The organism is Anaerococcus degeneri, assembly GCF_017874475.1.
In the GTDB taxonomy this organism is placed as follows: domain Bacteria; phylum Bacillota; class Clostridia; order Tissierellales; family Peptoniphilaceae; genus Anaerococcus; species Anaerococcus degeneri.
In genome coordinates, this window is the sequence record NZ_JAGGLO010000016.1 from 15,606 (window position 1) to 28,178 (window position 12,573).

General features: G+C 35.2%; 12 protein-coding genes and 1 pseudogene. All 13 read right to left on the reverse strand.

Annotated elements, in window-relative coordinates:
* Positions 1 to 3: 3 nt before the first annotated feature.
* The 13 genes and pseudogenes from J2Z38_RS09995 to J2Z38_RS10055 all read right to left on the reverse strand — a co-directional run bounded on the left by J2Z38_RS09995 (position 4) and on the right by J2Z38_RS10055 (position 12,562).
* On the reverse strand, positions 4 to 2,433 hold the full coding sequence (locus J2Z38_RS09995) for a VirB4-like conjugal transfer ATPase, CD1110 family (protein ID WP_007894666.1): 2,430 nt from the start codon (positions 2,431 to 2,433) through the stop codon (positions 4 to 6).
* On the reverse strand, positions 2,345 to 2,734 hold the full coding sequence (locus tag J2Z38_RS10000) for a PrgI family protein (protein WP_034440670.1): 390 nt from the start codon (positions 2,732 to 2,734) through the stop codon (positions 2,345 to 2,347). Before J2Z38_RS10000 ends, J2Z38_RS09995 begins: the two co-directional genes overlap by 89 nt.
* A 3-nt stretch (positions 2,735 to 2,737) precedes the next feature.
* Entirely contained in the window at positions 2,738 to 3,001 is a 264-nt protein-coding gene (locus J2Z38_RS10005; protein WP_007894829.1) for a hypothetical protein, read from the reverse strand.
* 17 nt (positions 3,002 to 3,018) lie between these two features.
* Positions 3,019 to 3,882, reverse strand: coding sequence for a VirB6/TrbL-like conjugal transfer protein, CD1112 family (locus tag J2Z38_RS10010; protein ID WP_000466901.1), 864 nt, complete (start codon positions 3,880 to 3,882; stop codon positions 3,019 to 3,021).
* Between the two features lie 19 nt (positions 3,883 to 3,901).
* Positions 3,902 to 4,117: a Maff2 family mobile element protein gene (locus J2Z38_RS10015; protein ID WP_000394208.1), complete on the reverse strand. Its 216-nt coding sequence runs from the start codon at positions 4,115 to 4,117 to the stop codon at positions 3,902 to 3,904.
* Between the two features lie 3 nt (positions 4,118 to 4,120).
* Positions 4,121 to 4,432 (reverse strand): hypothetical protein, encoded by a 312-nt coding sequence (locus J2Z38_RS10020; protein ID WP_007894841.1) that lies wholly within the window; start codon positions 4,430 to 4,432, stop codon positions 4,121 to 4,123.
* 89 nt (positions 4,433 to 4,521) lie between these two features.
* On the reverse strand, positions 4,522 to 5,763 hold the full coding sequence (ltrA, locus tag J2Z38_RS10025; RefSeq protein WP_233463528.1) for a group II intron reverse transcriptase/maturase: 1,242 nt from the start codon (positions 5,761 to 5,763) through the stop codon (positions 4,522 to 4,524).
* Between the two features lie 663 nt (positions 5,764 to 6,426).
* Positions 6,427 to 7,893: pseudogene (locus tag J2Z38_RS10030) on the reverse strand (VirD4-like conjugal transfer protein, CD1115 family); the annotation flags it as partial.
* A 148-nt stretch (positions 7,894 to 8,041) separates the two neighbouring features.
* Positions 8,042 to 8,683 (reverse strand): hypothetical protein, encoded by a 642-nt coding sequence (locus J2Z38_RS10035; protein WP_233463529.1) that lies wholly within the window; start codon positions 8,681 to 8,683, stop codon positions 8,042 to 8,044.
* 62 nt (positions 8,684 to 8,745) lie between these two features.
* Positions 8,746 to 10,206, reverse strand: coding sequence for a MobQ family relaxase (gene mobQ / locus J2Z38_RS10040; RefSeq protein WP_209775151.1), 1,461 nt, complete (start codon positions 10,204 to 10,206; stop codon positions 8,746 to 8,748).
* A gap of 242 nt (positions 10,207 to 10,448) precedes the next feature.
* Positions 10,449 to 10,769, reverse strand: coding sequence for a DUF3847 domain-containing protein (locus J2Z38_RS10045; RefSeq protein ID WP_209775153.1), 321 nt, complete (start codon positions 10,767 to 10,769; stop codon positions 10,449 to 10,451).
* A gap of 108 nt (positions 10,770 to 10,877) precedes the next feature.
* On the reverse strand, positions 10,878 to 12,356 hold the full coding sequence (locus tag J2Z38_RS10050; protein WP_209775155.1) for an Lsa family ABC-F type ribosomal protection protein: 1,479 nt from the start codon (positions 12,354 to 12,356) through the stop codon (positions 10,878 to 10,880).
* 89 nt (positions 12,357 to 12,445) lie between these two features.
* On the reverse strand, positions 12,446 to 12,562 hold the full coding sequence (locus J2Z38_RS10055; RefSeq protein WP_325168623.1) for a hypothetical protein: 117 nt from the start codon (positions 12,560 to 12,562) through the stop codon (positions 12,446 to 12,448).
* Positions 12,563 to 12,573 lie beyond the last annotated feature (11 nt).

Sequence of the window (12,573 nt, forward strand, 5' to 3'; positions counted from 1 at the left end):
AGCCTACCTCACTTCTTCAGGCTTGGTTGTCATCTTCTGATAAAGGATTGTGTCTTTCGGGAACTTATCAAGGAAAGGAACAATGGTATTTCCAAAGAACAAAAGTCCTTCTCCTGCATTGGAATTGGTTACATATTTTAGCTGTGGCTGTGAGATTTTAAGTTTCCTTGCTAAAATTTCTCTATCGCCGGAAGCCTGATTGAGCATTAAAACAAAGTCCGTATTATCAAAGATATTTTCAATTTCTTTACTCATCAGTAGGTCTTTGACATTCTGTGTAATGCCTGTCGGGATTCCTCCCCACTTACGAAATCTTTTCCAAATCTCTACGGAATAGGAAGCTGTCTGCTCGTCTTTTAAAAGCAAGTGAAACTCGTCGATATAGTACCTTGTAGCCTTATTTCCTCTGTTTTGCGATACCTTATTCCATACCTGATCCTGAATAACAAGCATTCCGATTTTTTTAAGCTGACTTCCAAGTTCCTTAATATCAAAACAAAGAAGCTGCTTATTTAAGTCCACATTGGACTGATGGTTAAATACATTAAGAGAGCCTGTTACATAAATCTCCATTTCCGTTGCCAGCTTTTTACCGACTTTTTCTTCCTGATTTTTTAACATATCATATAGGTTTTGAAGAATGGGCATATTACAAGGCTCTGGATTTTCGAAATACTTTTCATAAATCTTAGGAAGGCATCTGTCTATAACCGACTTTTCTTCTGCTGTAAGACCACTACCGCCAACTACTAATTCAAGCATCGACATAATGAAGTTTGCTTTGTCCTTTAGTGGTGCGTCCCCATCGCCATAGTTCATATTGATGTCAAGGGGATTTAGATAGTCTTTTGACTTACTACTGACCTTTATGACTTCTCCTTTAAACTGACGAACAAGGTTTCCGTACTCGCCTTCCGGATCGCAGATAATCACATCATCATCGGTTGTAAGAATGGCATTTGCCATTTCTCTTTTTGCACTAAAGGACTTACCACTTCCCGGAGTTCCGAGAATTAGACCGTTTGGATTTTTCAGTTTCTTTCTATCTGCCATAATCAGGTTATGGCTTAGGGCATTTAGTCCGTAATACAAACTGTTCGCCGAATTTATGAAAAGCTCCTCTGTGGTAAAAGGCATAAATACTGCCGTAGATGATGAGGTTAGTCCTCTGTCAATTTCAATCTTATTTACCCCAAGTGGAAGTACACTGATTAAGCCCTGCTCCTGTGAGTGATCAAGCCTTTTTAACTTGCAATTATGCTTATTGGCAATAGAGCTGATTTGAGAAATGGTATTGTCCAGCTTTTGAATTGTCCTTGCAAAGTTCATAAAGATAATGGTTACAACAAACATTCTTTCATCTCTTGTCTGGAGGTCTTTTAAGAGGCTTTTTACATCTTCTCCATAGGTGATTAAATCACTTGGAAGAATGTCCATATCATAACCGCTTCTTACAGCCTTTTTATTCTCCTCAATCTTCATCTTGTCAATATCGGTATTTTTTCTTTTTACCATCTTGATGGCTTCCGACTGTTCGATTGCCTTGATATGAAAAGAGATATTGATGTTATCATCTATATCCAAAAACTCAGCAAGCATACGGTCGGAAAGCTCACTTGCAAGGATTTGAAAATGACTTGCTGCTCCGATAAATTTTCCAAACTTAAAATACCTTGACGGTGTAAAGTTAAATTCATCAGGAACAATGTATGTCTTTGTGCTTTCTTTCTTCTTTAAGTCCTTATATGAAAATTCAAAGGTCTTATTCGGATTTAAAACATCATGAAGTATCTTCAGCCTTTCCTCTCCGTTAAGGCTTTCTGCTCTTACTCCCATACTTTTAAGACTCGATAATATATCTATCTCCAGTCTTTCCAGTTTTGATGTTGCCTGCTCTAAATTATCCGCTTCCACTGTAAAGGTTACATACTTTGATTTTTTCAGTCCGTTATTTCCCTTTACAATCTGACTTTTGAGCATTTCTCTAAACTCAAGGCGAATATCGTCAAACCCGTCCTTTTTATCCGGTATTTGAATAGCTGATTTCATTTCTTCATTTCTGCCAAGCTGATTGATATATGAAAACTCTATGCTGACACTTGGATCAAAGGAATTAAGAAAATTTGCAAACTGATTAAAAATCAAATCTCTATCTTCTTCTAAGGCAAGCTGATAGTTTATATCCTCAAAGGCAATACTCTTATTAAAATGCTTTTCATCAATCTGACATATCCCGCTTTTTAAGAGTCTAAGATAGGGAATGGTATCTTCAACAGTGTATCTTTTCGGTTCTTTCCTAAAGATAAGGTCAAGTAATCCGCCCCTATCTTTTTTAGACTTTCCCTTATTTTGCTTTAAGTCCTGTTTTTGACTTCTTAACTTCTTTTGGTTTTGTTCTAACTTTAGCTGCTGAATTTTTCTTTTGTCTTTCAAGATAAACCTCCTTTCTCACTCTTTTTTGTGGCTGATAAAATTTATGAAGGTAAATATACTTAAAGTATTTCTCAAAGCTAAGTCCATCCTTTTCAAAAAGAGTGGTAAAAAATATAGGGAGAGTAGACACAATGAGAAAGATGACTGCTATATCATTTGGAACAACCTTTCGCATAAATAAATAGATTGGTATTCCAATCAGTCCTGCAATCGTAAAACCTATCAGTTGTCTTTTTGTCAGGTTGAATGCAACCTTTGTTTTTACCTTCTTTAAGTCTTTTGGGATAGGTACATACGCCATAACTTACCTCCCATCTTCTTTACCCTTTGAAAGCTCCTCTATATGCTCATATACGGAGCCGATTTCTTCCTGAATACTTGCAATCTGTTCATTTGTACTTCTGTTATATCTTTCCTGCATTAGACAAAAATCATTGTGGCAGCGACCGATGTCTTTTGTTCTTTCTTCCAAGTCCTCCACTTTGCTGTGAAGCCTGATTCTATCCATTACTGCCAAAATACCTGTTCCAACTGCTACTGCTATCAATACTGTTTTTCTTTTGTTCATCATATATTTCCTTTCTTTTAGTGTGCATTTAATACGCTTTTGGCCAGTGTTCCGCTCTTTAGCATCATTAACCCCAGCAAAACCGCATATCCAAGTATCGTAAAGGTACTTGTGTGTATATCTGTTATCTGTATTGTTTTAACTAATACTGCGTATATTCCAAGACAAACCATTAAAAAGAGTCCTTGTAATCCTATGGCAAATAAGCCTTTGATATAGTTTGTTCCGATTTGTCCCCACTCTTTGTTTCCCATTGTGGCAAAAGGAATGGCTGAAACGGATGAGTAAACATAAATCTCAAACATTCTGCCGTATACCACAAGCATAATCACAATGGAAATGACCTGTATTGCCACCTTTATGAGCGAGGTTTCAAAGAGTATCATGACAAGCTCTCCAAGACCTTTATCTTTTAAGCCTTCTACCATCGTTACAATCTGATCTCCGGAGATAACGGCAGAGGTGTTAATTACCCCTGCCGCTTTATTTACCATGTGCTGTGCAACATCAAAGACTGCCATAGAAAACTGAAAAGCATGGGACACTAACCATACGGCAATCCACATCTTTATGATGTACTTGAAAAATTCAAAGGTATCTGTATCGTGCATATTGTTCTTTTGCATAACCATATTGATAAGCTCGATACAAAGGACTGCCGTTATGATTAGCCCTGCAATGGGGATAATGACAGAGTCGTTAATGCTTTTGATAAAACTAAAAACCTGTCCGTTCCACCCCATCGGTGTCTTTCCCACATCCGTTGCAATCGCACCAACTTTATCGTTGATGTCAAGAAACATGGACTCTAAGTTTGCTTGGATACCGCCCAGTAGAAGATCTTTGAAAAACTCCTCTATCTTGTCGAATATCCCAAACATTTAATTTCTCCTTTTCTTCTTACTTGAGTACATTTGCAAGAAGCGGAATCAGCTTTAATCCGATAAGGACAATGCCGCCTCCTGCCATAAGCTGCTTAATGCCCTGAGATTTTGCACCCGGATTGTCATTACCATAACCTTCCATCAGGTTAATAACGCCCCATGCTCCAAGTCCTGCACCTACTGCCATAACTAAAATCTTTAATACATTTACTGCCTGTGTAAAAAATTCCATAATTTATTCCTCCTCGTTTTCTTCTTTCTTTTCAATCTTGTTGTATGACTTCACAACAAAGTTTTTGTAAGTCTTTCCGTCTTTTTCACGCTTCTTGAAGTAACCAAAGATATGAATCAAATCGCCCTTTTCAAAGACTTTTGCTTTCTCCGCTTTTTCTCCATAAGCGGCACAGTTGATATATTCCTTGCCTTTCCCATACTTTTTTACAAGCGTAAAGTTTACAACTTCAACAGCTTCTCCCTCTTTGTCAAAACTCGAAAAAGTTGGTTCTGCCAATAAATTGGCATTGATGTTAATCATTTCTTGCTTCATTAAAAATTTCTCCTTTTCTTTTCAATCGAGTAGGGAGGACTTTCTCCTCCCTCTCACACCACGGAGCGTGCCGTTCGGCACTCCGCGGTTCAATTCAAATAGTAATCTAAACAACTAATGAGTCCTCGCTTTGCGAGTATTTCTTTTGTTATCCTGCGAAGTCCGGCTGTTTTTGCTACCGCCTGATAATGGTCTGCAAACCCTACAGATTGTCTCGCCATCCACTCTGGTACACCAAGCTTCCTTAGTCCCCACATCCTTTTCTTACTAGTTTTCCATTGCTTCCATATAACTATCCTCATACGATTACGAAGATGTTTGTCTATTTTAGTCATATTTTGTTTCATCTTACCTATCCTAAAATAGTTTATCCATCCTCTTATCACCTGATTTAGTCTCAGTATCCTGTAGTCCATAGACACTGACCACGAACGATATGTTAGTTTCTTGAGCTTTCTCTTGAATCTGTTTATTGAATCTTTATGTGGTCTGGCTTCCCATTTTCCATTCATTTTCACAAAGCCAAATCCTAGGTACTTGAGACCTGTTGGTTTTGTGACTTTGGATTTAGTAGCATTTACCTTAAGGCTTAGCTTCCTCTCTATCCACGATGTGACCGTATGCATCACTCTATTTGCAGCTGCACTGCTTGCAACGGTTATTATGCAGTCATCTGCATATCTAACAAAGTGCAAGCCTCGTGCTTCTAACTCTTTGTCTAATTCATTGAGCATTATGTTACTAAGCAAAGGAGATAAGTTACCTCCTTGCGGAGTTCCTATAGTGGTTTCTTCATATTTACCTTTTACCATTACTCCTGCTCTTAGATACTTAGTTACAAGAGATATTACATCTGGGTCTTTCACCGTTTTGCCTACCAGGTACATAAGCTTGTCCTGTGGTACGTTATCAAAGAACTTTTCTAGGTCAATGTCCACTATGTATGTGTATCCATCATTTAGATATTCTAGTAGCTCTACTATTGCTTGTTGTGCTCTTCTACCTGGTCTAAATCCATAGCTATGTTCACTAAACTGTGGCTCAAACATTGGTGTTAGAATTTGGGCAATTGCTTGTTCTATGATTCTGTCTACTACTGTTGGAATTCCAAGGTTTCGTACTCCACCATTTGGTTTTGGTATTTCTACTCTGAGTACTGGTTGTGGTTTATATTTCCTTTTCAGGATTTTCGTTTTGATATCTATCCAGTTTTCTTTAAGGTATTTGTTAACATCTTCGATACTTATACCGTCTATGCCTCCGGCACCCTTATTGGCTTTTACCTTTTGGTATGCCATTTTCATGTTCTCTCTGGATAATATTTGATTCATTAGTTGTCCCATAGATTGTCTCACTTTCCTAATTTTCTTTTGTACATATTAACCCTATCTCCTGTGAAATGTTCACTCCGTTACGTCTTTGCTACTATATTTCTCGTCGGGCTTATATACTTAGTTTGATTAAGTCACTTTGACTTTTAGAATTGTTCAGCCCTTCGCTCCATTTCCATTACAGAAACTTCTCCACTACTATGGCTTCTGCTGACTTCTCACAGTTCGTTGTTACTAGGTTTTCCCTCTGTGAGACCTCACGGGATAAGTCGTCAGTCTTTCCTCGTCTACCTGCCTAATTTACTTACATAAGTTACGTTTGCCTTTTGGACTTCGTGACTTTATGCCCACTCATCCTTTATGTAAGCCTTGGTATTAGGTTTCTGTTCGTCAGGCTACGATTTTGCTATTGCTTCTTCTCGCCATCACCTCACGGTGATAACCTTGCAAGTTGCTATGAGGTTCGTCGGCAACTACGCCCTACGTGGACTTTCACCACAGACTGACGGCATGCCCGTCATACATAAAAAAGCGATCGGAGTTTTTCTTTTCCAATCGCTGATACTCTTGCTATTTAGTTTTCCTTAGTGGGACTTCTTATCCTTACCATCTTTCCTCCTGATTTTGAGTAATAAAAAAGCAGCAAATCTATGTTCGTTAGACTTACTGCACTCTTGTAATAACCGTTTCTCTATTTAATTTTGCTTTCCCTTTTCGCTTGATATATTCCTCAATATCAAAGGCATTTTTCTTATTAAAATCTTCAAGTAACTTGTAATTCTTATGCTTTGTAATATCGAATTTGTCTGACAAAAACGGTCTGACACCTCTAAGCTGAAAGATACATTTACTGCCATCCATAACCGTTATCTCATCTTGACTCATCAGTTCCTTACCTGTCTTTTGATAATTCAATCCATAACTATTGGCATTGGAGCGTGTTTCCGATGTGTTATACAGGTCTATGGTTTCTTTTCCCAATGTTTCAGATAGCTCTTTTAGAGTTGTTTTCTCCTTTCCACCCAAGAATAGCGTACTATCACAGTTACCTACAATCGTATCTGCATTGTCCTTGTAGATTGCCTTTAGCTGAGATTGTGCCTGCAAGATAATACTTGCTGAAATTTCTCTTGAACGGATTGTCGCTATTAACTTCTCAAACTTCGGAATTAAGCCGATATTGGCAAATTCGTCAAGCAAGCACCTTACATGAACAGGTAATCTTCCCCCGTACTCGTCATCTGCCTTATCGCAAAGTAAGTTAAATAGCTGTGAGTACATGATAGACACCACAAAGTTAAAAGTATCATCTGTATCAGAGATAATAACAAAGAGTGCTGTCTTTCTATCTCCAAGTGTATCAAGCTCAAGTTCATCTTCTTTCATCAAGTCCCTAAGCTCTTGAATATCAAAAGGAGCAAGCCTTGCACCACATGAAATAAGAATAGACTTTGCTGTTTTTCCAGCAGCAAGTTTGTATTTCTTATATTGCTTTACCGCAAAGTGCGTAGGCTCTTTCTTTTCCAATGCTTCAAATAGTCTATCAATGGGATTCATATAGGTTTCATCATCTTCTCTGACTTCTGAAGCATCTATCATATCCAGTAGTGTCGCAAAGTTCTTTTCTTCTCTTGGAGCTTCATAAAAAATATAACCTATCAAAGCCGTATAGTAGAGTTTCTCGGCTTTCACCCAAAAATCTTCACCTGCTTTTTCACCCTCTCCCTTAGTATTTGCAATGATTGTCTGTACCAATTTAAGTATGTCTTTTTCACTTCTGAGATAGGCGAATGGATTGTACTTCATACTCTTTTTAAAGTTGATGGTATTTAAGATTTTTATCTCATAGCCATTATCTTCAAGCATCTTCCCACACTCAATGACTATTGTTCCTTTTGGATCTGTTACGCAATATGACGAGTGCATTTGCATTAGGTTTGGCTTTACATAAAATCTTGTTTTTCCGGAGCCTGAACCGCCAATAACAAGTACATTCTTATTTCTTGCATACTTTGGATTAGCAGGTCTACCATTCATAGTTAATCGTTCCGTTTGAGTAAGCAAGATATTGTTTTGGAACTTTTCATCCACATACGGCTCTATATCTTTTCTCGTTCCCCAGGAAGCGTTTTGTCAAGTACCTTTTTATATTTATGGACGCTTTTTCTATAAAGAATTTTAACTTTTAGACAAGAAAAAAACAGTAAACCTTTTTTGATTTACTGTTCTTGTTTTAGTTTCGTATAAATTACTATTTTTATAAATTACGCAAGTAAAATCACTCTAACCATGTAAGAACTTCTCTATGATATAGAATAAAGTAAAATACTAAGAAACTTATGATTGTAGAAAATAAGTAAACATAGCGATTTTTCACTCTTCTAAAAAATAATACTCCGAAAGCAATAGTTCCTATTCCATCCATTAGTAACTGAAATAGAAAAGTATGTGTCATGTAAAATTTTATTGCTATAGCTACCGTTTCCGAAAATAATGCTCCTACAGGCAACGAATATAAAATAGAGTTATAAAATTTATCTCTATTCCAATAATAAAGTGCAAACGCTGCAATCGCACATGGTATAGACAAAATAGTAAACATTATAAATAAAGAAAAACGAAATCCATCCGAAAACATTGGAATAAACATACCAAGAATAACTTGCAATCCATAAAAGCTCAATGTCATTCCAAACATATATAAGAATGAGCTAATTCCTGCACACTTATTAGATGAACTTTTTACTACTATTACAGTATTTGAAATCATCCAAAATCCTAATAGTGTTTGAACAGAAGACCAACTCCATAAAGTATCTAATGAGCAGTAATCTAATAATCGAGTAATACATCCCACCAATATTCCAATTAAAAATATTTTTATATATGATTTTCTATCATCTCTTAACTCCATTTTCATTATATTTCATCTCCAAAAAATTTATAATTACTCATAATATTATAGCATAATTAGGAATAGTTTTATAGCTCTAACTCATTCCTCTTTACCTGTAATAGTTGCTTTTCTTGTTCCTGTAACTGCTCTAAACAGGTCTTAACTTTTTCTGCTTGTTCAACTTCTTCTCGTATCTCTAATATTTTATTGTATAGGCTCTTTTTATCTTTCTTCAAAGTGGCAAGTTCTGATTTCCATTTGGATATATTTAAGGTCTTGCTTTCTCCTAAATGGTCTTTCAAATATTTCTTGGCACTTTCAAATAAAATGAGTTCTGCTGTATGCTCATTATAAAAATCTTCCTGTCTGCTTTTCTTTGTCTTGGTATAGGCTTTGTAGGTGTCTTTATACTTCAAATATTTTTCTGACTGGTCTATGAGTTTTGTTTTATCATCAACTTTCTTTTCGGTATCTTTTAAGGCTCTTGTGGTCTTGTAATTCTTATCTCGTAAGGTAACTATATTTTCTTTGAGTTCAGATAAGGAAGTGATGTTTTTCTCTTTTAGAAACTGATAACTTTCAATGTATTTCTCTAAGTCTGCATTATTGTTATCTGCGTTTTTACGGATAAGATTTTCAAAGATGAATAACAGGTTCTCTTTGGGTGGGAGGGTGGATTTTGTATTTTCTTTTTCTGTTTTTTCTTCTTTGCCTATTCCTCTTATCCAATTTAACAAGGCTTTTATTCTTCTTGAAATTTCTCTTAAAATCGCATTTTGATGTTTGATTTCTCGGTTGATATTTCCTCTATCTGTGGCTATGCCTTTCTTCTCCATTTGGGTTGCTGATACTCCTAAATGAATGGTCGGTATTTGTTCTATGCCTTGTCTTTGATAAGAGCGATGATCCACTTTGTCATGTATGCTATTTTCTTCAAGATATTTGTTTGTAATGTCTGCCCATGCTTTTCGCCATTCTTCTGCTTTGTCTTGCTCATTCCAATCTGTTGTATTGATTTTTCTTGTCTTGTAATTACCATTTTTTAGTTTTACTTTTTCGCCATTTTCATCAAGGATATATTTCTTTTTTGATTTTGCTCCCCATGTTGTATCTTCATTTAGTGGTCGCATGGTTAGTAGGATATGACAATGTGGGTTTCCATCATTTTTATCATGTAAGGCAATATCAGCACACATACCCACTTTTACAAAATTTTCTTTTACATATTCTCTTACAAGATTTATTTGTTTTTCTCTGTCTAATTCTTTGGGTAAGGCAACTTCAATTTCTCTTGCAAGTTGTGAGTTTTTACTTTTTTCTATCTTCTCAACACTGTTCCACAATGTTCCTCTATCTAAAAATTCCTGTGGTGCATTTTGTGGTAAAAGAATTTCTGCATGAGCTATTCCACCTTTTCTTGTAAAGTCATGGACTATGCCGTCATATTCATTTTTTATCTTTTCGCCACTACGATAAGCAGAAGCTGCTACTGCACTTTTTCCTTTGCCTCTTGAAATAATCTTTATGCAAAGATGATATATAGCCATAGTAAAAAACCTCCTTTCCATTTTCCGATATGGTTATGGTGGCGATAGATAGAACTTCCTAAAGAAATCGGATAGCTTTTTATCCGATTTCTTTTGGGAAGTACACAAGGGGTAGGAAATTTATTTCCGTAGGGGAGTGTAGCTCCCCTGTATCAGCGTAAGCTGATATGCCCTCTGCTAAGAGCCTTCGGAGAACGCACGCACCTGTTAAGGTGTATATGTGCGCCCTTGTAAACAAGGGACTATTCCTCTATCTCCGTTTCTTCCTCTTGGTTTTCTAAATTTTCTACTTCTGTTTGTTCTCTGCTTTCTATGATTTTTTGTATTTTGATATTGGCTTCTTCTTTACGAATTAGAGATGTGATTAACTGATAAAATTCATCTTTGGTTAAATTTTTGCTTTCTGTAAAGATACTTTCAAAGACTGCTCCTTTTTCATATATCCTTTTATCTCTCTTTTTTCTTTCTTCCTGTTTCTGCTGACTGATGAGCTTTTTCCTTTTGTTTTGTAACTGCTTGATTTCTTCATCTGCCATTAAGATTTTTTCTTCTATGTTCTTCATTTTGTCTTTTCCTCTCTTTCTAATTTTGAGCAAAGAAAAAACAGTAAACCTTTTTTGATTTACTGTTTCTGTGTTAGTTTTTTTCTAAACTTTGATTTTTTATTTCATTTATAATTGTATGATTTTATTGGCTATATCTTCCACAAATCGCTTATCGTGTTCCACAAATATGAGTGTAGGCTTTGCTTCTTTTATAATTTCCTCAATCTGTATTCTTGATATTACATCTATATAATTCATTGGTTCATCCCAAACAAATATATGAGCTGGCATTGACAAACTTACAGCAATTAAAACTTTCTTTTTTTGTCCATCACTATAGTTTTTCATATCCATTTCAAATAATTCTCTTGCAAAATCTAATTTCCTAAGAATTGTTTTGCACAATGTTTCATCAACACCTTGCTTATGAATATACTCATTTAGGCTTCCTGTCAAATTAGATGTATCTTGAGGGATATACGATATTTCCAAATCACTTGCTGATTTTATTTCACCAATATACTCATGATGTAACCCTAACAAAATTTTAATCAAGGTTGATTTTCCACTACCATTTTGACCATATATAGCCACTATATCACCTTGTTTTATCTCGAAACTTACATTACTTAATATCTGTCTTTCTCCATAGATTGATGATAAATTGCTAACCGATATTAGAGAATTTTTATGATGGCGTAATGGATGTAATAATAGATTTTCTTTTGTTTCAATATCTTTTAGTAAACTCTGTTTTTCTTCTATTGCCTTGTTTTGTCTATTTTCTAAATTCTTTGACTTCTTCATCATCTTGGCTGACTGATGACCTATATGACCTTTGTCAGGTTTTACGCCTGATACTTTTACACCATTTTTAGTATTTTCAATTTTATCAGACCAAATTTGACTTTGTCTTGCTGCTTCTTTTAATCGTTTAATATCTTTTCTTAATTTCTCATTTTGACTGATTTCAAACTGGTCTTTCATCACTTTATTTTCATACCATGATGTAAAATTTCCTGATTGGACATCAATAGAATTTCGGTTAATAGAAATAACATGATTGATACAACCATCTAAAAAATCCCTATCATGAGATATAAGCAAAAATCCCTTTTTACTTTTCAGATATTCACTTACAACTTTTCTTCCGTTCATATCTAAATGGTTTGTTGGTTCGTCAATAAGTAAAAATCCATCTTCCTTTGTAAATAAAATAGCTAAAAGGATTTTTGTTTGCTCTCCTTTAGAGAGTGTTTCAAACTTTCTATAAAGGAGATTTTCATCTACATTTAGTAAGTTAAGTTCTTTAAATAATTTCCATTCTTCCTCATCTGATATTAGTTCTTTATATAACTCAATTCCCAATTTTGAGGTATCACTTATATTGGGTGGAAACTTAATAAAGTCAACACTTTTACTAATTTTTCCTTTGTAAACTTCTTGGTTTAGAAGTAGCTTGAATAAAGTTGATTTTCCAATTCCGTTTCTTCCTATTAGCCCTGTTTTCCAGTTCGTATCAAATGAAAATGATACATTATCAAATATAGGTTTTACATATCCATAATATGAGAAAGTGAGGTTTTCAATTTTAATTAGCGACATAAAAACACCCCCTCACAAGCCTATTTTATTTATCATTATATCATTTTTTAGGCATTTTTTCTACTGCCAGATTTCTCACTTACTAGCTACTATTTATCCTTTGAGTGTATTACCTTAAACAGCTTATCTTGAAATGTTTCCTTGCTCTTTTTATCAAAATATATCTCTGTTACAAAGGTCTTTCCATTTATCTTCTTTGTAAGAATACCATCAGGCT

What these genes read in the sequence shown, in the direction of transcription:
- J2Z38_RS10035 (WP_233463529.1), bottom strand. Translation starts at nt 8,683, where the DNA reads ATGAAAATGGAGTTAAGAGATGATAGAAAATCATATATAAAAATATTT.
- J2Z38_RS10020 (WP_007894841.1), bottom strand. Translation starts at nt 4,432, where the DNA reads ATGAAGCAAGAAATGATTAACATCAATGCCAATTTATTGGCAGAACCA.
- J2Z38_RS10050 (WP_209775155.1), bottom strand. Translation starts at nt 12,356, where the DNA reads ATGTCGCTAATTAAAATTGAAAACCTCACTTTCTCATATTATGGATAT.
- J2Z38_RS10045 (WP_209775153.1), bottom strand. Translation starts at nt 10,769, where the DNA reads ATGAAGAACATAGAAGAAAAAATCTTAATGGCAGATGAAGAAATCAAG.
- mobQ (WP_209775151.1), bottom strand. Translation starts at nt 10,206, where the DNA reads ATGGCTATATATCATCTTTGCATAAAGATTATTTCAAGAGGCAAAGGA.
- J2Z38_RS10015 (WP_000394208.1), bottom strand. Translation starts at nt 4,117, where the DNA reads ATGGAATTTTTTACACAGGCAGTAAATGTATTAAAGATTTTAGTTATG.
- ltrA (WP_233463528.1), bottom strand. Translation starts at nt 5,763, where the DNA reads ATGAATCAAATATTATCCAGAGAGAACATGAAAATGGCATACCAAAAG.
- J2Z38_RS10000 (WP_034440670.1), bottom strand. Translation starts at nt 2,734, where the DNA reads ATGGCGTATGTACCTATCCCAAAAGACTTAAAGAAGGTAAAAACAAAG.
- J2Z38_RS10010 (WP_000466901.1), bottom strand. Translation starts at nt 3,882, where the DNA reads ATGTTTGGGATATTCGACAAGATAGAGGAGTTTTTCAAAGATCTTCTA.
- J2Z38_RS10005 (WP_007894829.1), bottom strand. Translation starts at nt 3,001, where the DNA reads ATGAACAAAAGAAAAACAGTATTGATAGCAGTAGCAGTTGGAACAGGT.